Origin of the sequence: Chryseobacterium sp. JM1 (assembly GCF_000737715.1) — a bacterium.
Taxonomy (GTDB): domain Bacteria; phylum Bacteroidota; class Bacteroidia; order Flavobacteriales; family Weeksellaceae; genus Chryseobacterium.
This window is the reverse complement of the sequence record NZ_JPRN01000015.1, coordinates 1-23,352: the sequence shown is the minus strand read 5'-3', so window position 1 is coordinate 23,352 and position 23,352 is coordinate 1. Positions and strand designations below refer to the sequence as shown.

At 38.7% G+C, this 23,352-nt stretch carries 20 protein-coding genes; 10 read left to right on the top strand and 10 right to left on the bottom strand.

Annotated elements, in window-relative coordinates; genetic code table 11:
* Positions 1–52 precede the first annotated feature (52 nt).
* From purF to IW22_RS19780, 6 genes are all read right to left on the bottom strand, one after another.
* Positions 53–1,552, bottom strand: a complete 1,500-nt coding sequence (purF, locus tag IW22_RS19805; protein ID WP_034730199.1) for an amidophosphoribosyltransferase — start codon at positions 1,550–1,552, stop codon at positions 53–55.
* 64 nt (positions 1,553–1,616) lie between these two features.
* The gene (locus IW22_RS19800) at positions 1,617–1,976 is read right to left on the bottom strand and encodes a four helix bundle protein (RefSeq protein ID WP_034730197.1); all 360 of its coding nucleotides are present in this window, start codon (positions 1,974–1,976) and stop codon (positions 1,617–1,619) included.
* 36 nt (positions 1,977–2,012) lie between these two features.
* Positions 2,013–2,732 carry a phosphoribosylaminoimidazolesuccinocarboxamide synthase gene (purC, locus tag IW22_RS19795; RefSeq protein WP_034730194.1) on the bottom strand — a complete coding sequence of 240 codons (720 nt, stop codon included), beginning with the start codon at positions 2,730–2,732 and terminating at the stop codon, positions 2,013–2,015.
* Positions 2,733–2,765: 33 nt separating this feature from the next.
* Positions 2,766–3,461 carry a DUF3307 domain-containing protein gene (locus IW22_RS19790; RefSeq protein ID WP_034730192.1) on the bottom strand — a complete coding sequence of 232 codons (696 nt, stop codon included), beginning with the start codon at positions 3,459–3,461 and terminating at the stop codon, positions 2,766–2,768.
* A 2-nt stretch (positions 3,462–3,463) separates the two neighbouring features.
* Positions 3,464–4,069 carry a SatD family protein gene (locus IW22_RS19785; protein ID WP_034730188.1) on the bottom strand — a complete coding sequence of 202 codons (606 nt, stop codon included), beginning with the start codon at positions 4,067–4,069 and terminating at the stop codon, positions 3,464–3,466.
* Between the two features lie 171 nt (positions 4,070–4,240).
* Positions 4,241–6,106, bottom strand: coding sequence for an endonuclease (locus tag IW22_RS19780; RefSeq protein WP_034730185.1), 1,866 nt, complete (start codon positions 6,104–6,106; stop codon positions 4,241–4,243).
* Positions 6,107–6,299: 193 nt separating this feature from the next.
* Here IW22_RS19780 and IW22_RS19775 point away from each other — a divergent pair, with 193 nt between their 5' ends.
* The 9 genes from IW22_RS19775 to IW22_RS19735 all read left to right on the top strand — a co-directional run bounded on the left by IW22_RS19775 (position 6,300) and on the right by IW22_RS19735 (position 16,697).
* The gene (locus IW22_RS19775) at positions 6,300–7,439 is read left to right on the top strand and encodes an acyl-CoA dehydrogenase family protein (protein WP_034730182.1); all 1,140 of its coding nucleotides are present in this window, start codon (positions 6,300–6,302) and stop codon (positions 7,437–7,439) included.
* Positions 7,440–7,677: 238 nt separating this feature from the next.
* On the top strand, positions 7,678–10,605 hold the full coding sequence (locus tag IW22_RS19770; RefSeq protein ID WP_034730179.1) for a reprolysin-like metallopeptidase: 2,928 nt from the start codon (positions 7,678–7,680) through the stop codon (positions 10,603–10,605).
* A gap of 232 nt (positions 10,606–10,837) precedes the next feature.
* Positions 10,838–13,072 carry a reprolysin-like metallopeptidase gene (locus IW22_RS19765; protein WP_034730176.1) on the top strand — a complete coding sequence of 745 codons (2,235 nt, stop codon included), beginning with the start codon at positions 10,838–10,840 and terminating at the stop codon, positions 13,070–13,072.
* Between the two features lie 463 nt (positions 13,073–13,535).
* Positions 13,536–14,249 (top strand): glycohydrolase toxin TNT-related protein, encoded by a 714-nt coding sequence (locus tag IW22_RS19760; protein ID WP_034730172.1) that lies wholly within the window; start codon positions 13,536–13,538, stop codon positions 14,247–14,249.
* A gap of 10 nt (positions 14,250–14,259) precedes the next feature.
* The gene (locus tag IW22_RS19755) at positions 14,260–14,679 is read left to right on the top strand and encodes a hypothetical protein (RefSeq protein WP_034730170.1); all 420 of its coding nucleotides are present in this window, start codon (positions 14,260–14,262) and stop codon (positions 14,677–14,679) included.
* A gap of 179 nt (positions 14,680–14,858) precedes the next feature.
* The gene (locus IW22_RS19750; protein WP_034730168.1) at positions 14,859–15,326 is read left to right on the top strand and encodes a nucleoside triphosphate pyrophosphohydrolase family protein; all 468 of its coding nucleotides are present in this window, start codon (positions 14,859–14,861) and stop codon (positions 15,324–15,326) included.
* Between the two features lies 1 nt (position 15,327).
* Entirely contained in the window at positions 15,328–15,894 is a 567-nt protein-coding gene (locus IW22_RS19745) for a TlpA family protein disulfide reductase (RefSeq protein WP_034730165.1), read from the top strand.
* A gap of 2 nt (positions 15,895–15,896) precedes the next feature.
* Positions 15,897–16,502 carry a DUF4230 domain-containing protein gene (locus IW22_RS19740; RefSeq protein ID WP_034730162.1) on the top strand — a complete coding sequence of 202 codons (606 nt, stop codon included), beginning with the start codon at positions 15,897–15,899 and terminating at the stop codon, positions 16,500–16,502.
* Positions 16,503–16,514: 12 nt separating this feature from the next.
* Positions 16,515–16,697, top strand: coding sequence for a hypothetical protein (locus tag IW22_RS19735; protein ID WP_034730159.1), 183 nt, complete (start codon positions 16,515–16,517; stop codon positions 16,695–16,697).
* 475 nt (positions 16,698–17,172) lie between these two features.
* Here IW22_RS19735 and leuB read toward each other — a convergent pair whose 3' ends face one another.
* From leuB to IW22_RS19715, 4 genes are read right to left on the bottom strand one after another with little or no spacing between them, the layout of a single operon-like run.
* Positions 17,173–18,297 carry a 3-isopropylmalate dehydrogenase gene (gene leuB / locus IW22_RS19730; RefSeq protein WP_034730155.1) on the bottom strand — a complete coding sequence of 375 codons (1,125 nt, stop codon included), beginning with the start codon at positions 18,295–18,297 and terminating at the stop codon, positions 17,173–17,175.
* The gene (leuD, locus tag IW22_RS19725) at positions 18,278–18,883 is read right to left on the bottom strand and encodes a 3-isopropylmalate dehydratase small subunit (protein ID WP_034730152.1); all 606 of its coding nucleotides are present in this window, start codon (positions 18,881–18,883) and stop codon (positions 18,278–18,280) included. The genes leuB and leuD overlap by 20 nt, the downstream gene beginning before the upstream one ends.
* Positions 18,884–18,897: 14 nt before the next feature.
* A complete protein-coding gene (gene leuC / locus IW22_RS19720) occupies positions 18,898–20,286 on the bottom strand; it encodes a 3-isopropylmalate dehydratase large subunit (protein ID WP_034730149.1) in 1,389 nt (462 codons plus the stop codon).
* Between the two features lie 21 nt (positions 20,287–20,307).
* A complete protein-coding gene (locus IW22_RS19715) occupies positions 20,308–21,471 on the bottom strand; it encodes a 2-isopropylmalate synthase (protein ID WP_081873989.1) in 1,164 nt (387 codons plus the stop codon).
* A gap of 146 nt (positions 21,472–21,617) precedes the next feature.
* Here IW22_RS19715 and IW22_RS19710 point away from each other — a divergent pair, with 146 nt between their 5' ends.
* Positions 21,618–23,162 (top strand): hypothetical protein, encoded by a 1,545-nt coding sequence (locus IW22_RS19710; protein ID WP_034730146.1) that lies wholly within the window; start codon positions 21,618–21,620, stop codon positions 23,160–23,162.
* The last annotated feature ends 190 nt before the right edge of the window (positions 23,163–23,352 follow it).

The window sequence follows — 23,352 nt, the reverse complement described above, 5'->3', positions numbered from 1 at the left end:
AGAGCCAGACTCAATGCCTGGCTTCTTCTTTTTTATTTCGAATCGTAGATGATTAATTAAATAATTCTATTTCCTCTCCTTTTTCTACCGGATATTCTTCTGTGAAACATCCGAAACAGTGGTTGGAAGATCCTAAAATTTCTTTCAGGTTTTCTGTGCTTAAAAACTCTAATGAGTCCACACCCAGATAATCTCTAAGCTCTTCCGTAGTCATATTGGCTGAAATCAGGTCATCTTTTGACGGAGTATCGATTCCTAAGTAGCACGGAGCAATAATAGGAGGAGAAACACTTCTGAAGTGGATCTCTTTTACGCCTGCATCCTTCAATATTTTCACCAATCTCTTGGAAGTAGTTCCTCTTACGATAGAATCGTCGATGATCACTACTCTTTTATCCTTGATCTCAGAAATAATCGGGTTAAGCTTAAGGTTCACTACCCTTTCTCTCATTTCCTGTGTAGGAACGATGAAACTTCTTCCGATGTATCTGTTTTTGATCAGAACGGGACGGAAAGGTATTCCGGAAGCTTTTGAGAAACCTATGGCAGCCGGAACTCCTGAATCAGGAACCCCGATCACGATATCAGCTTCTACAGGAGCCTGCTCCCAGATCTTTTCACCGGACTTTTCTCTGATTTCATATACGTTGATGTTTTCCAGCGTAGAGTCAGGTCTTGCGAAGTAGATGTATTCAAAAGAACAGATTCTCTGCTTCCCTCTTCCTTCATTCACCATATAAGACTGAAGTTTTCCAGGCTCATTTTCATTGGTGTAAATAATCTCTCCCGGAAGGATATCACGCACATACTGAGCGCCTACAGCATCCAAAGCAACAGATTCGGAAGCTACCACATAAGTATTTTCGTCAACGGCTCCTAAAACCAATGGACGGATCCCATTGAAATCTCTGAATGCAAAGAATTTATTTCTCGTCATCCCTACTACGGAATAAGCACCTTCAATTTTCTCCATGGTAGCTTTGATAGCTCCACGAAGTCCTAAGTCAAGATTTTTCTGGATCAATCTTAAAATAACCTCAGAATCAGAAGTAGCTCTGAAGACAACGCCTTCAGCTTCCAGTTCATTTTTTAATTCTCTCGCATTGGTAAGGTTACCGTTATGCGCTATAGAAAGAATAATCTGGTCGTACTCGTTTTTCGCGAAGAACGGCTGGAAATTATACTTCTTTTTGTCTCCTGCAGTGGTATAACGGGTATGCCCGATCGCAGAATTTCCCATAAAAGCCTCAGGTTCCTGAATTTCTTTATAAACGTCTAAAACCAATCCTTCGTCTTTCATGTTCGTGATTTTCCCGTCTTTTAAAACGGAAATACCGCAGGCTTCCTGTCCTCTGTGCTGGAGGGCAAAAAGTCCGAACTGTGAAAGCGAAAACGTATCGAGATCATTGTCAGAATACAGTCCGAAGATTCCGCACTCCTCATTGGGAGCATCCAGTCTTTCTTCTTCCTGCGTTCTGAAAAGATTCCTCCCGTAGGTCTGGCCTTTAAACTGTTTTAAATATTCACTTTTATGAATGTCTAAACTTTTCATTTCTATTTTTTCTAAATTAGAAGTTAGATATTAGATGTTAGAAATTAGTCTAAGTCAACTTCAATTATAATTTTAAACTTTCTTTTAATGAGTATATCATCTTCTGAATTTCAGCTAAAAGTTCTTTTAAAGGTACTACTTTAGCTTCAGAAATAAAATCCAGATCTATTAACAACTGTAATTGGGTTTGCAGTTCATAGGTAGAACCAAATGCAATTCCAAGAAATTGATAGAACTCATTCTTATTATTTCTTCCAGCTCCTTCAGCAATATTAGAGGGTATTGAAACGGCACATCTTCTGATTTGAGACAGCAGACCAAATTTTTCTTCAGCTGGCAGTTCTGCAGAAACTAAATAAACTTCTTTTACCAAAGCCATTGATTTCTTCCAGACCTTCAAATCTTCTATCCGATGCGATTTCATACTAACTTCTAATATCTAACTTCTAACTTCTCCAATTTACTTACCAAGTAAATTTTTCAGACGGTTGTAGATCTCTACGTAAGCTTCCGTCACTTCTCCAAGATCTCTTCTGAATCTGTCTTTATCCAGTTTCTTCATGGTATCTTTATCCCAAAGTCTGCATGTATCAGGAGAAATTTCGTCAGCAAGGATGATTTCCCCGTCTGCCGTTTTTCCTAATTCAATTTTGAAATCAACCAGGATGATGTTCATTTTATCAAAAAGATCGATCAGGATTTCGTTGATGTCAGAAGTCAATTCATACATTTCATCCAATTCCTCATACGTTGCTGCTCCTAAGAAAACGGCATGGTGATCGTTGATAAGCGGATCTCCCAACTCGTCTTTTTTGTAGCAGATATCGAAGATGGTCACCGGAGATTTAATTCCTTCTTCTACTCCTAATCTTTGAGCCATACTTCCTGCAGAGTAGTTTCTTACCACCATTTCCAATGGAATGATGGATACTTTTTTTACCAGCTGCTCTCTCTCGTCTAATTGTTTGATGAAATGAGTTTTAATCCCTTTTTCATTTAAGTATTCAAAAATCAGCGTAGTGATCGCGTTGTTCATTTCGCCTTTCAAATCAACAGACCCTCTTTTTTGAGCGTTAAATGCTGTAGCGTCGTCTTTAAAACGTACCACTACTTCATTAGGATTATCGGTAGCAAATACCTGTTTTGCTTTACCTTCGTACAACATTTCTTTCTTTTCCATTTCTAAATTCTTGTTAGTTAGATTTATTTTATATTACTTTATTAAAATTCCTGTTAAAACAGCTAATCCGAAACTCAACAATGTTCCGATCAGTACATATTCTGTAAGTTTCCGTTGTTTAGCCTGTGCCAGATCACTGAATCTGAAAACCGATTTGGCAGCCACCATAAAACCTACGCCTTCCCAATGGTTCACCATAATAAAAGTGAAAACCAGAAGACGTTCCAATATTCCGATATATTTTCCTGCACTCGACAGCGATTCGGTCTGTAAACTGCTTTGTGTCTCCGGAACCGGAGTCCATGAAGACAATAATATTTTGATAAAGATGGATGCTGGTGTTGACAGAAACAATGCCGCCATCCCAATTTTTAAAACTTCCTGATTGCTCAGAAAATCAAAATTGAATTCTTTGAAATAGAATGAGATGCCCAGAATAACCAGAATATGCAGCATCTGATCAATGAAAAACCATCTCTTCTTATTCTTTACGTTTTGAAAGATCAGTTTTGAAGCATCAATAATAAGATGCGTGATCCCAACCAAAATGGAAACCCACCAAAGATCTGTATTCCAAAGGAAAACAAAACTTAAAATAGTATGGATTAGAACATGCAGGTACAAATACGGGCTTTTCAGCTTACGGCGTTCTTTATCTGCAACCCAAGAATCTGGCTGAAGAATAAAATCTCCGAATAGATGTGCCAATATGAGTTTAGTAAAGATCATGCTTACAGTTCTGAGATTTTCTTTCTAAAATATTGATTAGTTTCTACGATAAGTTCGTAGTTGGCGCGTTTCAGCCTCTGACTTACGGAGGACTGTGAAATGGCAAATTTCTTAGCGAGATCTTCCTGTGTGATATCCTGATTCATGATCATTTCGTGAATGATCTCTGCCGTGGCTACCGTCCAGCTGTCGAAATCTTTGGAAGACCATTTCAGGAGGATATTTAAATCTCTGTCTACGGCTTCGTTGGAGGTTTTTATAGAAACGGTGTGTCCGTCACTCTTAAGGTCGTTGAGCAGTCGTCCGGAATGTACATAAGCCGTTCCATTGGATTCGGTGATTTTTTCAGAGGAAAAATTCTCTTCACCAATGCCTATAGCAATTCTTACATCTAAATTTTCCTGACTTCTTATGAGGGACTTTATGGCTAGAAAACGCCAGAACACTTCATCAATGCTACACTTAAACTGGAACTCGTCTCCTCTGTAGATTTCCCATGCGAGCGGTGAACTTCCCCAATTTTCCAGGAGATTCTTGAGTCTGGTGATCCAAACTTCCGTGTCTGCATGCTGTGAATTTATAATATCACCGGTTATGACCGCTATCATTGTGCAAATATAAGCATAATTACTTATAAATAAAAAATATAAGCAGAAACACTTATAGATATTGATTATTAGTGAATCTGCTTATATCAATTATGTATTGTTTATAAGCTTTTTAGCAAATATTGATGAGATTGCATCGCTTCGCTCGCAATGACTGGTTGGGTGTATTTTTTATTTTTTGATAAACTGATACACTTTTTCATCAAGTTTTAAGAAATAAAAACCTGCAGAAAGATTCTGAAGAGAAATATTCTTCTTGTTTCTGAACGGATCTTTTTCAGTATAAATTATTTTTCCTGAAACGTCCAATACCTGAGCCATCTTAATATCCTGAGTTTCTCCGCTTACAAAAAGATCGTCATGAATCGGGTTCGGATATATTTTAAATTCTTTATTTGAAGTGATAAGATCAGTCGTAGATAAAGTTCCTCCAAGATTCTGGCAATAATTCACAGGATAGGAATCCCACTCTCCTAAAGTAAATGTGCTTGTTGGCTGGTTGATGGTACTTTTTCTGTAAAGAGAAATATCTCCATATGAATTGCTTACGAATTTACTTCCTATAGCATCAACCGTTGTTGATTTATAGGCCAGCTCTACATATTGGGTTCCTGCAAAAGTCAATGCTTCACCTGCTGTAAGAAAACGTGCATCATCATTGGTGTAACATGATAATGCAGATTTAGGGTTCATAATGACAAAATTTTGGTTATTGGATATTTTTCCCTCAAGTTCAAAACTGTTGCCATAATAATAAGAACCACTTGAATTGTTGTAGTACTGCACTCTTATGCTGTAATTTTTTAAGTCTACCTCATGACCTGTCTTGTTTACAATTTCCAGAGCCTTGCTATTTCCTGTCCCTTCAATATATTTAATTATAAAAAGATCTTTAGAATTGGTATCAGGAGCTATTGTAGGTGCCGTAACCGCATTACTGTCAATAGATTGCAGGTAGCCTTGATCATATGCTTTTACTGTAAAAGAATAAGAGGTAGAAGGTGTCAGATGATCAATTACTATTGATGTAGATTTTGTGGTGGCCACTAAAACACCATTCTGATAAATATTATATCCTATAACATCTGAACTTGTACTTGGTGACCAATTTAAATTGGCAAAATAAGCTCCGGTCTGCGAAACCGTAAGATTAACTGGAGCCTGAGGTGATACTGCATCCGGAGTCTGTACCCAAATAGCGTTCACCCACTGTGGATTATCAATGAGAGGATTTCTGTTTTTCTGAATGGCATATATAGCATTATTTCTGTCAATCTCCCGCTGAGAAACAGGATCCTGAGTATGCCATTGAAGTAACATTGCAATATATTCCGGGTCGAAAGCCCTTTCTGCCGTTCCATCAAAAGGAGATCTGTCTATCGCAGGATTAATATTGGTGAAATAATTAAATGATGGCAGCTTATTTTCATATCGTATCGCAAAATATAAGAGCATTCGTGCAATATCACCTCTAAATTCAGCAACCGGCTCATAAACCCTATTGGTATATGCATAATTAGGAATCGCACTGTTAGCAATTCTGGACGTGTTTGTAAAGGTATAATGTACGGTAGAATTACCCACCCCGTAAGGATAATTATTCCGTAACTGATTAATTCTTGCATCTGTAGGAATCACAAAGTGTAAATCAGAATACATTGGATAGTTACTGTTAAAAGTACTTTGCGGCACAGCATGTTCCCTGTTGTATCCCAATCCTTCAGCTCCTGATGTACTTATTAAGTTGGCCGATGTATACTCATAAGCATCAGCTCCGGTAGGGATTTCGGAATACATATCAAGCAAGATCGTAGTATTACTTGGTCCATGATCATAATATTTATCTAAATCTGTCTGATTATACAGGTTGGGTAAATCACTGTAGTTCCAGTTGACATTCTTTTCAGCAATAATATCATGCAACTTAGACTTCAGCGCATAGCCGCTAAGTCCCACTGTTCCGTCATAATATCCCGCCGGAGCCTGGGCGGAAATAAATGAGGAGATTAAAATAATAGGTAGTAGAAGTTTTTTCATTCCTTAAAAATTGGGAGGCTAAAATAGTAAATTAAAACACTTAAAGTTCTGAAAAATTTATTAAAAAATCATTAATTATTAAAATATAAAAAATTGATTATTAAAATATTGCGTAAACAATGCTATGAGCTCAATAATTATTTTTGGCTTTCCGTCAATTTAATTATCTTTGGGAACTAACTATTTTATCTATATGAACACAGAGACTATTGACAACATTAAAATGATAGCGGAGACAGCAAGAGAATTTGCTGAGAAAAATATCAGACCGAATATTATGGAGTGGGACGAGAGCCAAACATTTCCAAAAGACTTATTTCACCAGTTAGGAGAGATGGGATTTATGGGGATCGTAGTTCCTGAGCAGTACGGAGGTTCCGGTCTGGGTTATCATGAATATGTTACCATTCTGGATGAAATCTCTCAGGTAGACCCTTCTATCGGTCTTTCTGTAGCAGCTCATAATTCACTTTGTACCAATCATATCTATGAGTTCGGAAATGAGGAGCAGAGACACAGATGGCTTCCACAGCTTGCTTCAGGAAAAGTGATCGGCGCATGGGGACTTACAGAGCACAATACAGGTTCTGATTCAGGAGGTATGTCTACAACTGCTGTAAAAGACGGTGATGACTGGGTGATCAACGGTGCTAAAAACTTCATCACGCACGCGATTTCAGGAGATATTGCCGTAGTAATGACCAGAACAGGTGAAATAGGAGCTAAAAATAACTCTACTGCTTTTGTTCTGGAAAAAGGAATGCCTGGCTTCACATCAGGAAAAAAAGAAAATAAATTAGGAATGCGTGCTTCTGAAACGGCTGAACTTATTTTCGACAGCGTTCGTGTACCGGATTCTCACAGATTAGGTGAAGTAGGTGAAGGTTTCAAGCAGGCTATGAAAATCTTAGATGGTGGTAGAATTTCTATCGCTGCTTTAAGTTTAGGAACAGCAAGAGGAGCTTACAAAGCGGCTTTAAAATATGCTAAAGAAAGACACCAGTTTGGAAAAGCAATTGCTGAATTCCAGGCCATCAACTTTATGCTTGCTGATATGGCAACAGAAATTGATGCTGCTGAACTTCTGATCCAAAGAGCATCTACATTGAAAAATGCTAAACAAAAAATGACCAAAGAAGGAGCAATGGCTAAACTGTACGCTTCTGAGGCATGTGTAAGAATTTCCAACAATGCCGTACAGATCTTCGGAGGTTACGGATATACAAAGGACTTCCCTGCTGAGAAATTCTACAGAGATTCTAAATTATGCACCATCGGTGAAGGAACTTCAGAAATCCAGAGAATGGTAATCGGAAGAGATATTACAAAATAACTGATCATTTTCAAGTTCTGACCTAAAAATCAGATTGAGAATTATTTTATGAATAAACCAATAGCATACGTATTTTGCGTATGCTATTTTCTTTTTATGAGATAATGTGTTTTCAATAATATTCAATGTATTGCATAATATATTAAATGAATACTCTAAATTTTTCTTAAATAATTTTGTTTTTCGTAACATAAAAATTATTAGCTTTGATATTCCACAACCAAAACAAATAATTAATATGAAAAAACAATTATCCATGATTGGAATGCTTCTCATTACGGGCATTTCTTTCGCGCAGACTGACCGTCTCTGGAGCGAAGGTTCAAAAAAAGCACCTTCAGACATTTTTGAAAACAAAACCCAAATCAATAATCCGAAGATTTACAGCTTAGATTTTGACGGATTAAAGAATGCACTTGCCAAGGCTCCCAAAAGATTAGCTGCGGGAGAAAAATCAGAAACCATCATTTCTTTCCCTAATTCTGAAGGGAAGATGGAAAACTTTAAAGTAAGGGAAAATTCAAACTTCGACCCTCAGCTTGCCGCGAAATATCCGGATATCAAATCTTATGTAGGCGAAGGCCTTAACGATCCCAATTCAACAGTTTATTTCAGTATTTCTTCACTCGGACTTTCTTCTATGGAGATTTACGGTGATAAATCTGCTGTTTTCATTGAACCGTATGCTAAAGATCTTTCGTCTTATGTAGTATACAGAAAATCAGACAAAAAAGACAACCTCAACAAATTCGAATGTACCGTTATTGATGTGGCTCAAAAAGGAGTATCCAACACCAATATCGCTGCAAGACCCAACGCAGACGATGCCAAACTTAGAACATTCAGACTGGCGCTTTCCACTACCGGAGAATACACTGTATATTTCGGAGGGACTAAAGCCAATGCGCTGGCAGCCATCAACAACACCATGACGCGTGTAAACGGTGTGTTTGAAAAAGATTTTGCCGCAAGAATGGTCCTGATCGCCAATAACGACACTGTAATCTATACCAACGCTTCCACAGACCCTTACTCTGCCTCTTCAGGAATGAGCAGCTGGAATTCGCAGCTTCAAAGCACCCTGACTTCAGTGATCGGTGAAGCCAACTATGATATCGGACATTTATTCGGAGCTTCCGGAGGTGGCGGAAACGCTGGCTGCATCGGATGTATCTGTACCAACGGTTCTAAAGGGAGCGGATATACTTCTCCGGCAGATGCTATTCCTTCAGGAGACAATTTCGATATTGACTATGTTGCCCACGAAATGGGACATCAGTTCGGAGGAAATCATACTTTCTCTCACGGTAATGAAGGTACCGGTGTCAATATGGAACCGGGCTCAGGATCTACTATCATGGGATATGCGGGAATTACCGGCCAGGATGTTCAGCCTCATTCGGACGCGTTCTTCCATGCAGTAAGTATTCAACAGATTACCAATAATATTAAAGCTAAAACCTGTCCGGTAAGCACTTCTACAGGAAATGCCATTCCTACAGCCAATGCAGGTCTTGATTATACGATTCCAAAAGGAACGCCATTTATGCTGACAGGAACAGGAACTGACGCTAATGGGGATTCATTAACCTATATCTGGGAACAGATGGATAATGCTTCATCGTCACAAACCGGAGCGAGCTCTGCCGCAAGTGCTACGAAAGCATCAGGTCCTACTTTCAGATCATGGACTCCAACAACTTCCCCGGTACGATATTTCCCTAGAATGTCATCTATCTTAACAGGAGGTACTACTACTGCCGGCACAGAGATCGCAGTGGAAGCATTGTCCAATGTAGCCAGATCATTAAACTTCAGATTTACTGTTCGTGACAACCGAGCAGGAGGTTCAGGAAACAATTCAGACGATGCACTGGTTACTGTAAACGCAACTGCGGGACCATTCAGTGTATCTTCCCAAAACTCAGCCATATCTTATGCGGGTGGAAGTTCCCAGACCGTTACATGGAACGTAGCAGGAACAACAGCTAATAATGTGAATGCTGCGAATGTAGACATTCTTTGGTCTACCGACAGCGGAAATACATGGACTACCCTTCTTGCCGGAACTCCTAATGACGGATCTCAGGCGGTAACGATTCCAAATTCATCTACTACGACAGGAAGAATTATGGTAAAAGGCTCCAATCACATCTTCTTTGATGTGAACAATGCCAATATTACCGTTAATGCAGGTTCAGGTACAGATACCGTAGCTCCTACAGCTCCTACCCTTGCTGCTTCCGGAACTACAGCAACGACCACTAATCTTTCCTGGAGCGGCGCTACCGACAACGTAGGCGTTACAGGATATGATGTGTATATGAACGGATCTGTGATTGGTAACACAGCGTCTACTACTTATACTGTAACCAGCTTAACCCCTGCAACCACTTACAGCTTCACTGTTAAATCTAAAGATGCGGCAGGAAATGTATCGCCTTCAAGTAACACAGTAAGCGTAACAACCCTTACAGGAGGAACTGTAACTTACTGTTCTGCTTCTGCTAATAATACTGCGGACGAAAGAATCGGAAACGTGAAATTCGGAACCATCAACAATACTTCAACAGGCACTGCAGGATATGAGAACTTCACATCCGTTTCTACTAATGTAACAAGAGGAAGCGCATACACCATCTCAGTAACTCCAACGTGGACTTCAACGGTTTACAGCGAGGCTTATGCAGTATATATCGATTACAACGGTGACGGCGACTTTACAGACAGCGGAGAGCTAGCATGGACTAAAGCAGGTTCTACCACCACTCCGGTAACGGGAAGTATTACGATTCCTGCGACTGCAACCATTGGCTCTACAAGAATGAGAGTAATGATGCAGTACAGCTCCGTTCCGACATCTTCATGTGGTTCATATACTTATGGTCAGGTTGAAGATTACACGCTTAATATCGTTTCTTCAGGCAGAGGAGAACTTTCTGACACCAAAGATTTAATTGCCGGATTCAGACTGTATCCAAACCCTGTAAAAGATGTATTATATATTTCAAACACAGCATCTGAAGAGTATAAGATCTTCGATATGGGTGGAAAACTAATCAACTCAGGAAAACTGGAAAAAGGCAGCGTGAATGTAAGCGGACTTATCAAAGGAGCTTATATGATCCAGATTGAAGACCATGCCAAGAGATTCATTAAAAACTAATAACCACAAACCTATTTATTCAATACTGCCTCATTCGGGGCAGTATTTTTTTTGAATTTTTTTAACCATTTAAATCAAATTTAGTGTATTTTTTTCGGTAATGTAAAATTTGAATTATTATTCAACATTAAAAAACACAAATTAATGAATGGCAGTATAAAATGTTGTAGATGAGCGATTTTCATATAATTTTATTCACTAATTTTAGATTTACCAATTATAATATATTTATATGAAACAACAATTATTCATGATCGGGATGCTTATGATGACAGGCATCACTTTCGCTCAAACAGACCGCGTATGGTCTCAGGCTTCACTCAAAAATTCTTCTGAAGTACTCGAAGACAAAACAGGTATTGAAGATCCAAGAATCTTCAGACTTGACATCAATGGATTAAAGAATACGCTGTCTGCTGCTCCTAAAAGACTGGTCGTAGGGCAGAAATCAGAAATTATTATTTCTTTCCCCAATTCTGAAGGGAAGATGGAAAATTTCAAGGTAGCCGAAAATTCAAACCTCGCTCCTGAGCTGGCTGCAAAATATCCGGACATCAAGTCTTACGTGGGACAAGGTATCAATGACGCCAGTTCTACCGTCTATTTCAGTATCTCTCCATTAGGATTATCATCAATGGAAATTTATGGTGATAAGTCGGCTGTTTTCATTGAACCTTACACCAAAGACCTTTCTACGTATGTGGTTTACAAAAAATCAGACAAGAAGGAAAGTCTCAACAAGTTCGAATGCACGGTGCTTGATGTAGCACAAAAGGGAACTGCTGTTGCGGCTAAAAATGCCAACGATTCTACTCTGAGAACTTTCAGACTGGCATTGTCGTGTACAGGAGAATACACCACCTATTTCGGAGGAGCTAAAGCCGATGCATTGGCAGCCATGAACAATACCATGACCCGTGTGAATGGTGTTTTTGAAAAAGATTTTGCGGCAAGAATGGTTTTGATTGCCAATAATGACGACGTCATTTACACCAATGCATCTACGGATCCTTATTCAGCATCCTCACAAAAGCAGAAATGGAGCTATGAGCTGATGCAAACTTTAAATTCTACCATCGGAAATGCAAATTTTGATATAGGCCACGTATTCGGGAAAGATGGCGGCGGCGGAAACGCAGGATGCATCGGTTGTCTATGCAGTAATGACACTTCCTATACAACACAGTCTGGTGTAAGATATCCCAATAATTACAAAGGCAGTGGTTATACCTCCCCAGCCAATGGGGTTCCATCGGGAGATACTTTTGACATCGATTATGTTGCCCACGAAATGGGACATCAGTTTGGTGGAAATCACACCTGGTCTTACTCTACACAAGATGGACTACAGCCTGTTGAGCCTGGTTCAGGATCTACGATTATGGGATATGCCGGAATTACCGACTATGACGTTCAGCCAAATTCGGATGCCTTTTTCCATGCATTGAGTATTGAGCAGATTACCAACAATATTAAATCAAAAACCTGTTCAGCTGATACCGCTACAGGAAATTCAATACCTACAGCCAATGCAGGAGCAGATTACACCATTCCTAAAAGCACACCGTTTATGCTGACCGGAATTGGAGCTGACGCCAATGCAGGAGATGTTCTTACTTATATCTGGGAACAGATGGATAAAGGAACCTCTTCCCAAACAGGAGCCACTTCCGCTGCAACTGCTACGAAAACAGCAGGCCCTACTTTCAGATCATGGACGCCAACAGCTTCTCCGGTAAGATATTTCCCGAGAATGGCATCTGTTTTAGCAGGTTCTACCACCACTGCGGGCACCGACATCAATGTAGAAGCCTTGTCATCAGTAGCCAGAACATTAAACTTCAGATTTACCGTTCGTGACAACAGAGCCGGAGGAGCAGGAAACAGTTCAGATGATACAAAAATCACAGTGAACGGAACCGCAGGACCATTTAATATCACTACTCAAAATTCAGCAGTAACTTACACCGGAGGAACTTCTCAAACAGTAAGCTGGAATGTGGCAGGAACAACAGCCAATGGCGTAAATGCAGCGAATGTAGATATCTTATGGTCAACAAACAGCGGAAGCACATGGACTACCCTACTTGCAGCAACGCCAAATGATGGATCTCAGGCGGTAACCATTCCTAATGTAGCCACTACAACAGGAAGAATTATGGTGAAAGGTTCGAATCATATTTTCTTTGATGTCAACAATGCGAACATTAAAGTCAATGCAAGTGCTGCAAAAGCCGTTCAGGAAACTAAAGAAGTCCTTACAGACATTAAAGTATATCCAAATCCTGTAAAAGATGTCCTGAATATTTCCAATACCACATCTGAAGACTATAAGATCTTCGATATGTCCGGAAAAGTCATCAGTTCAGGAAAACTGGAAAGAGGCAGCGTGAATGTAAGCCAACTGATCAAAGGAGCTTATGTGATCCAGATTGGAGAAACTGCGAAGCGATTTATAAAAAACTAACTACATTTTAATATTCTTTGAAAGGCCGTTCAGCAATGAGCGGTCTTTTTTCATGAATGATGATTGATAAAATATAAATAAAAACAGAAAATGATATTACAATAGCTTTCATCTTCCAACTCAGCAGATAAATATTTATTGTTAAAAATGAATCAATTAACAGATTTTACGCAGTGATAATATTTTATTTTAAAAACATCCACTAAAATTTGATTTTTTGCTTTAAATTTATCACTCAAAATCATCTTCAATTGTACCCTTGAACCCGCTTCTATATAAAGGAAGTTCAAAACTGAATTTTCTTCAGTGATTGCATTTGTAATTTCTGACAGGTATAATAAATTCAGCACCTTTACTTTTTCTATGTAGGCTTTTCACCTACTTTCTCATTCTCACCAATAGGAACCGGAAGGATGAATACTACACTTCTTCAAAAAAAACTAAAACCATAAAAACTTTTACCATGAAACACTTATTTAAGTACATTTTCTTTTTGGCAATTGCTACGTTTTCGATTGCCTGTAGCTCCGATAACGATGAGGTCATCATCAATCCGGGAGGCGTTACCCACGTATTTTACAAAAACGCAGATGAATTTGCTTTAACCTATGATACGGCAGGAACCGTAAGTCAGACCATCAGAAATCAGGCATTTGATTTATATAAACAAGGTCAATGGAGCGCTCTGGAAGCTCTTTTTAATGCCAATAACCTGAATGGCGGCTGGCCTCCTGCCAACGGCGGATACAATATCTATGATGATGTTCCTTTTCTGACCGGACAAAAATTTGACAGGTACAGTGGTGCAGTCGGTAACTATGACGGAAACGGAATTCCTACTTTAGGAGGCAGTTTTACCAGTCCGATCACCAACGGATATGTTTATACTTTCACTCAAAGAGCATTAAACCAGCCTGAGAACAAGTATGATTTTTATTATGAAATTGATGTTCTGAATAATTTACTCCCTTTCAAATCTCAGGTAGCAGATGTTATTCCTTGGTTTAATCAAGCGGGAGGCGGAAAACAGACGATGTGGAAAATCCCGATCGATATAACCACAGGCTATCAGAAAACATGGAATAAACTGGCACAGGAAGGTTATATAAAAATTACCATTAAGAAAAGTCCCAGCGGAAAATATAATAACTTAGTGGGCACAGTTATTCAGCAATAAATAAACGTACATGTATTCAATCTCAAAAAAAATAAGTATTGGCCCGCAGGCTCTTATCGCCAAGAATTTTTTCAGCAATGAAGAAATCATTCCGGCTGCTGTAACGACATTCACGTGTTATGATTGCGGGCATGCCAATACCTTTACAATAAGGCCTTACGAATCCGGATTTCCGATCTTTCAGATTTACAGTGAGGACAAAGTATTATCAAAAACGGAATTATTAAAAAACAAAATGGTCACCGAAACTTCAGCCAGGATGATTCATTCCGGAGCATTAACGGTTATGGATTTACCCACTTTATACTTCGGAACCCAATGCGAATCCTGTCATTCAAAATACATCATAGTATTCAGTTATGGGGAAAAGCAACCGGGACTGACGGTCTTAAACATCTCAGGTGTCTGGAAATATGAAGATTCGGAATAATTCATTTTGAATACAATAGGCAAAATTTCTTCCTGGATACTTGAAATTCAGAAGATCATTCATAACAAATCCACAGTTTTCACGCTGTGGATTTTTCATGGACCTATGGCCACAATATGCAGTCTCCATTACAAATTTTCCAAAATCGTTTTCTATCTTTGCTGTAAATAATAAAATTCATGGATAAAATTGATAGTCTGAACCAAGTTGCAGAATTCCACACCACTTTTAAAGCCCCTATTTTAGATACACCACAGATCCCTTCTCAGGAAAGATGCAATCTTAGAGTTGAACTTTTGCAGGAAGAATTAAATGAACTGAAGCAGGCTATTGCTGATAATGATATCGTAGAAATTGCTGATGCCCTGTGTGATCTTCAGTATGTACTGAGCGGTGCTGTCCTTGAATTCGGACTTGGCAGTAAATTTGTAGAGCTATTCAACGAAGTACAGCGTTCCAATATGTCTAAAGCCTGCGACAATGAAGAACAGGCAGAGGAAACTGTAGCATTTTATAAAGAAAAAGGAGTAGAATCTTTTTATGAAAAATCAGGAGAGAAATTTAATGTCTACAGAAAAGCAGACCATAAAGTTCTTAAGAATAAGTACTACTCCCCTGCAGATTTAAAAACAATCATCGAAAAATAATATGAAAAAATTTATTACCAATATTGTTGCCGTTTCAGGTCTTTTTCTGGCTTCACAGCAGTTCAGCGCCCAGAAAGTGGTGATGAACCGTGAAGTGGAAACTCAGAATGATGGCAAAATGCTTTTAGGAAACCAATTCAAAGAGCAGTTTCTAAAAGCGCCATATGCAGACTGGTATGTGAAAGAGCATGATGAATATGCTGTAGATCAGAAAGCTATAGATCAACTGAGAAAGGCCAAATTCAATACTTATTCACTGGTTGTTTTTATGGGAACCTGGTGCGAGGACAGTCACAGAGATTTTCCAAGGCTGATGAAGATCCTGGAAGATTTAAAATATCCTGACAATAAGGTAACCATCATTGCTGTTAACCGTAAAAAAGAGTCTCCTACCGGAGATGAAGTACGTTACAATATTCAGAAAGTTCCGACTATTATCGTAGAAAAATATGGTACAGAGATTGGAAGAATCATAGAAATGCCAACCTCCGGATATATTGAAAGAGATCTGGTTGAAATTGTGAAAAAAGATGACAGTTCTGTAATCAAAGAAATCTTTGGCAAATAGTGTTGAGAAATTATAAAGTAATTATATCATTCGCAGCGGGAATTCTCGTGATGCTGATTCTGTTTTTCGGACTAAAATCATGTTTTAATCTAAGCGAAAAGACGGAAAAGTCAGATTATTATATCCTGACCAACCAAATTTCCAAGATGAACAAAATGGTGGTCATGGAACAGGACATCTCCAGCATGCAGAAAACTAAAATGGGCTACGAGGTGTTTGGAAAAGAAATTTCAAACAACAGCATTATCACGTACACCAAAACCAATGCACAGGTTTCCTATGATCTTAACAAAATGAAGATCGAAGTGGATTCTATCAACAAAAAACTGGTGATTACGGCACTTCCTGACGCAGATATCAGAATTACGCCAAGCGTTGAGATTCAGTCGATGGATGATTCTTTTATCAACAGAATTTCTGAAAAAGATATTAAAAATGTAACCCAGAAAGCAAAGGAAACCGCAATTAATTCCGTTAATCAGAATCAATTGAGAACCGAAGGGCGCAAACAATTAATGGAAAATCTTAATAATATTTTCGTTTTGGCAAAAGCTTTGAATTATACCATAGAAGATGAAACCGGCAAGCTCGGTGTTCTAGGACTCTAAAAATTTTAAGCTATGAATTCAGAAGACAACAAAAAAAAGGAATCTGCCAATTCAGCAGAAACGAAAAAACAGAATCAGGATTTTCAGAATATTCCTGCTTCCTCAGAAAAAAGCAACCCGCCTGATATTGACAAAGAAGATGTTCAGAAGTCTTCTAAAAACAAATCAGGGAAAACGGATAATACTAAAAAATAAACCAAAAGGTTCTGCTCATTTGAGTGGAACCTTTTTATTGATTTTTTTTAACCACAAAAGTCACAAAAGCTTTTTGAACACTTAAGTTTATTTCAAGTTTAAATTCAAGCTGCAGAGAAGAGCACTTAAGTTTTATAAAAATCGAAGATTTTTACTGATGACAGCTAAAAAACACATGATCTGTGTAATCTGATGGAAAGAGAATCTTAAACCATTAAGGCTCATTAAGGTTATAAGAATATTAAGGTTTAGCTTCGCTTTAAGATTTACGGCTTAAAAAATCATTTGATTTTTTCTTAACTTACCTTATATCCTTCACTGATCTTAATGTTTAAAAAAGCTTGAAATGAAAATCTGTGTCACCTGAGAAATCTGCGGGAGATAAGAAAAGTAAGCCGACAGAAACAGAAAGATTCCGCTCAAATACATGAACAGAACCTTTCTTACTAATCTATTATTATATGGACTTAAATGATCATACGATGGTGGATTTTCCGATTTTAATATTCTCGAAATTGTAATAGGATTTCTCAGAATACTTAATATAATCTGCGATAAAACTTCCCACTTCACTGGTGGAATAATGCTGCTCCGAATTAAGATCTATGGTCACATACCTGTTTTCTATAGCATGCTCCACCGCTCTTCTCAATTTTTCTGCAGCTTCCGGGAGTTCAAGATAATCAAGCATCATAGCTGTACTTAAGATTGATGCTACAGGATTGGCAATACCTTTTCCTTTTGCCTGGGGATAAGACCCGTGAATAGGCTCAAACAATGCATTCTCCTCACCTATCGACGCAGAAGGTAAAAGTCCGATAGAGCCACCGATAACGCTCGCTTCATCAGAAATAATGTCTCCGAACATATTTTCTGTCAGAATCACATCAAATTGCTTCGGATTAAGGATCAGCTGCATCGCTGCATTATCTACAAACAAATAATCCAGCTGCACATCAGGATATTGAGACGCTATTTTCTGGCAGGTTTTTCTCCAAAGCCTAGAAGTATCCAAAACATTAGCTTTGTCGATAAGGGTCAGTTTTTTATTTCTTTTTTCTGCTTCTCTAAAGGCCATGTGTGCGATAGGAATAATCTCTTCTGTGCTGTATTTACAGACATCATAAGCGTATTTTCCATCAGGATCTGTAAATTTTTCACCGAAATAGATTCCGCTCACGAGTTCCCTGAAGATCTGAATATCCGTTCCTTCAATAATATCTCTTTTTAAAGGACTCTTGTCAATCAGTGATGCATAGGTTTTCAAAGGTCTGATGTTCGCATATAGTCCCAGTTCTTTACGAAGTTTCAATAAACCCTGTTCAGGTCTTACTTTAGCTTCAGGATTATTGTCGAAAACCGGATCTCCGATGGCTCCGAACAGAACTGCATCAGAATCTCTGCAGATGTTCAATGTCTCATCAGGCAGCGGATCGCCCGTTTTAAAAATAGCTTCAGCACCCATTAATCCATAGGAAAACTGAAAATTACATTTAAAAACTTCCGCCACAGCATCCAGTATTTTAATGCTTTCGCCGACTACTTCTGGCCCAATCCCGTCTCCGGGAAGGACCGCAATTTTAAAATAACTGTTGCTCATACTTTTGTGTTTTTAGTTCAAACTGTTTTATCGCCTGTTTTTTGCTGATTAAAAAATCAATATCATCATAGCCGTTGAGAAGGCATATTTTTTTATAGGAATCAAGTTCAAAAGTTTCTGTTTTTCCATTAAAACTGATCGTTTGCTGTTCTACATCCACATCAATTTCAGATTCAGGATTTTCTGTAGTATTTTTTAAAATTTCTTTTAAAAATTCTTCTGAAACTTTTACAGGAAGAAGTCCGTTGTTTAAGGCGTTACCTTTAAAAATATCCGCAAAATAACTTGATACAATGACTTTAAATCCATAATCCGTCAAAGACCACGCGGCATGTTCCCTGCTGCTTCCACAACCGAAATTATTTCCTGCAACCAGGATTTCCCCGCTGTATCTGGTATTGTTCAACACAAAATCAGGATTAGGTTCTCCTGTGTGCATATTAAACCTCCAGTCTCTGAAAAGATTTTCTCCAAAGCCTTTTCTGTCAATGCTTTTCAGGAATCTGGCAGGAATAATCTGGTCTGTATCTATATTTTCCGCCGGCAATGGTACCGCGCGGGATGTTATATGTTTTAATTTTTGCATTACGTCTTGATCTTTTAGTTTAAGCTTTCAAAAGCTGAAATTCTACCTTCTATCGCTGCTTTGGCTGCGGTAAGCGGACTGGCGAGGATCGTTCTTGCTCCTTGTCCCTGTCTGCCTTCGAAATTCCGGTTGGAGGTAGAAACACAATATTCACCTTCCGGAATTTTATCATCATTCATAGCTAAACAGGCTGAACATCCCGGCTGGCGTATCTGAAATCCTGCATCATTGAAAATTTTATCCAAACCTTCTTCATAAATCTGTTTAACGACCTGCTGAGAACCCGGAACGATCAGGGCTTTTACATTCTCTGATTTATTTTTCCCTTTAATATACTGAGCGGCAGAACGGAAATCTTCTATCCTCGCATTGGTACAGCTTCCGATAAATACATGATGAACCTTAATCCCTGAAACCTCCTGTCCGGCTTTCAGTCCCATATACTGAAGAGCTTTTTCTTCAGATTCATTCTGTGGGACCGGAATAACTTCATGGACTGAAATTCCCATTCCCGGGTTGGTTCCGTAAGTAATCATTGGAAATATCTCTGAGGCATCAAAGGTTAATTCTTTGTCAAAAACGGCTCCTTCATCGGTTTTCAGCGTTTTCCAATATTCCAGTTTATCAGTCCACTCCTCACCTTTTGGCGCAAATGTTCTTCCTTTTACATATTCAAACGTGGTTTCGTCCGGTGCGATCATTCCGCCTCTGGCTCCCATTTCAATGCTCATATTGCAGACGGTCATTCTTCCTTCCATGGACATCTCTTCGAAAACGTTTCCGGCGTATTCGCAGAAATATCCTGTTCCGCCATCGGTTCCGATTTTAGAAATAATATACAGAATCACATCTTTTGACTGAACATTTTCATTCAGCTTTCCATTGACGGTGATTCTCATAGATTTAGGTTTATTGAGTAACAGACACTGACTGGCAAAAACCTGCGCCACCTGACTGGTTCCGATACCGAAAGCAATAGCGCCAAAAGCACCATGCGTAGAAGTATGACTGTCTCCGCAAACGATACTCATTCCCGGCTGAGTAATACCCAGTTCTGGGGCAATAATGTGTACAATTCCCTGGTACTGATGCCCCAATCCGAATAATTCAACATTATTCTTTTTACAGTTTTCCGTAAGCTGCTCCACCTGGTTTCTTGATAACTCATCCCGGATCGGCTGCTCCTGATTCAGAGTCGGAACATTGTGATCTGCCGTAGCAACGATCTGTTTAGGTCTGAAAACTTCAAGATTTCTGGCTTCAAGTTCAGCAAAAGCCTGAGGACTGGTTACCTCATGAATCAGATGTTTGTCTATATAAATGATTTGAGGTCCGTCCGGAACCGTTTCCACAACGTGAGCATCCCAAACTTTATCAAAAAGTGTCTTTCTATTATTATCCATATTCAATATTAAAATCAATCCCTATACTATTTTACGGCTGCAGACTTCCATGATCATGTACAGATCGTCGTTTTTCACTTCTTTTTTCATATCGGCAACCTTTAAAAACTCCTGATATAAGAAATCAAGTTCGTTTTTCGTGATATCGAAACCGATGTGCTTGAAACGGTAAGCTAATGCTGAACGACCGCTTCTCGCGGTAAGAATAATCGATGAAGCATTTACGCCTACTTCCGCAGGATCTATAATTTCGTACGTTTCTCTGTTTTTAATCACCCCATCCTGGTGAATTCCTGAACTGTGGGCAAAAGCATTGGCTCCGACAATAGCTTTGTTAGGCTGAACCGGCATTCCCATCAAATCAGAAACCATCACACTCATTTCATTCAGCATTTTTGAATTGATATCGGTATGAAAGTTTAAATCTTTATGCTGCTTTAAGATCATCACCACTTCTTCCAAAGCTGTGTTTCCGGCTCTTTCCCCCAATCCGTTGATGGTACATTCGATCTGGCGGGCTCCGTTGACCGCTCCTGCAATGGAATTAGCGGTAGCAAGTCCCAGATCATTATGACAATGGCACGAAATAATTGCTTTTTCAATGCCTTTTACATTTTCTTTCAGGTATTTGATTTTCTGACCATATTCTTCCGGAAGGCAATATCCTGTAGTATCAGGAATATTTAAAACGGTGGCTCCTGCTTTGATCACTTCTTCACAAACCCTTGCCAGATAGGCATTGTCTGTTCTTCCGGCATCTTCAGCATAAAATTCCACATCTTCTACGTAGCTTTTGGCATATTTTACAGCTTCTACAGCACGTTCCAGAATATTTTCACGGGTTGAATTGAATTTAAACTGAATATGAGAATCTGAGGTACCGATTCCTGTATGGATGCGCGGCCTTTTAGCATATCGCAATGCTTCCGCGGCTACATCTATGTCTTTTTTATTGGCTCTTGTCAGTCCGCAGACCTTCGCATTTTTGACCAGCTTTGAAATTTCTGAAACCGATTCAAAATCTCCGGGACTTGAAATCGGGAAACCAGCTTCTATTACATCAATCCCTAGCTTATCGAGCCTCTCTGCGATCATCAGCTTTTGCTTTGTATTCAGTTTACATCCGGGAACCTGTTCCCCATCCCTCAGCGTAGTATCAAAAATTTCGATTTTTTCGGAATTCATAATGAAGTTTTTTACTTAATTTTGATCAAAACTACAGCTTACAATATTTTTGCGTTTTCATCTTTTCTGAAAATTACAATATTCAACAGCCGATCAAATAGCCGCATTTATTTAATAATCAATTTATTACATTTTATAAATTTACAATGGCAGAATTGCAGAAAGATTTTTTGTTTGTCCTGATTAAGTCATTAACCACTTCTGAAAAACGTCAGTTCAGGCTCTACGTGAACCGTCTCGGCATTAATGTCGATGCTAAATTTCTGCTCCTTTTTTCGGAACTGGATAAGATGAAGGAATATGATGAACAGATCATCATCGAGAAAAAAATCTCTACCAAACAGCAGCTTTCCAACCTGAAAGCTCATTTATACAAACAGATTCTCGTGAGCTTACGAATGAATCCAAGTCATCAGAACTACAGGATACAGCTTCGGGAACAGCTTGATTTTGCCAATATCCTTTACCAGAAAGGGCTTTATAAACAGGCTTTAAAAATACTGGACAAAACCAAACAGTCTGCCCTGGAGCTGGATGAAAAAAGCATTGCATCAGAGATCATCAATCTTGAAAAAGTCATTGAATCACAATTCATTACCAGAAGTATTGAAGGCCGTGCCTATGAACTGATCGAGCAGTCTACAGAAATCAGCCGACAGAATCATTATGCGACAGAACTGTCTAATCTTTCGCTGAAACTATACAGTGAAATGCTGACCTATGGCTATGTAAAAAATGATACGGACCGGGAAAAGGTATTACACCTGTTCAATGATCAGATTCAGAAAATTAAACTTGATAAACTGAATTTCACGGAAAAACTTTGGTACTTCAAAGCCCATGTCTGGAAAAACCAGTTGCTTCAGGATTACAAATACACGCTGAAATACGCCTATCAGTGGGTAGATCTGTTTCATAAAAAACCTGAGATGATCATCAGTCATCCGGTGTGGTATATCAAAGGAAACACTTATCTGTTGAAAATCCTGTTCCTGTACGGAAATATTGATATTCTGGAGGAGCATTTTGAGAATTTCAATGCGATGGTGAACTCCCAGAATTTTGCCCAGAATGAAAACCTGCAGTCCCTGATCTTTCTTACCCATTACAATACTTTAATGAACATTCATTTTGTAAAAGGTGAATTTTTTACAGGAACTAAACTTATTCCTGAAATAGAGCTGAAGATGGAAAGACTTCGGGAAAGGATTGATGAGCACCATTTTATGATTCTTTATCTGAAAATGGCAGCCATGTTTTTCGGAAGCAAAAAGTTTAAAAAATCAATCGAATATTCCATGAAGGTTGTTGAGTGTAAAGGCAACGTTCAGGAAGACCTTCTGTTCCACACAAGAATCCTGATCTTAATGGCGAAATATGAATCAGGCAACGATGAAGACTATGATGAATTCATCAATTCTACCCGGAAGTTTGCCCGAAAGATGAAAAAACCTGAAGCATTTCATTTTGAAAGCATTGAGTTTTTCAAAAACATTAACAACCTGGTATTAGATCAGCACCAGAAAGCTTTTGAGGCTTTTGATGAAGTGCTTGACGGATTCTCTAAAAATGAATACTACAGGAGATCACTGTTCTATATTGACATCCATGGATGGGTGCAGTCTAAGGTGAAAAATGTGGATGTAATTGAGATTATTAAGCAGAAAGTAAAGTATAAGAGGAAGAGTTAAAAACGGTCTTTGCTGAAGTGGTATGGTGGCTTCGAGTCCCTCCTTTAGATTAGCAGAGGATAAAAGTTATTAATTTTAGAGAAAGAGAAAGCATTTAATTAAACTAAGAGTGCCTCCGAATAAGATTCATGGGCTGATAAAGAATTAAATGCTTTATTCATTTAAAACTCAAATAGAAATACGGGATTAA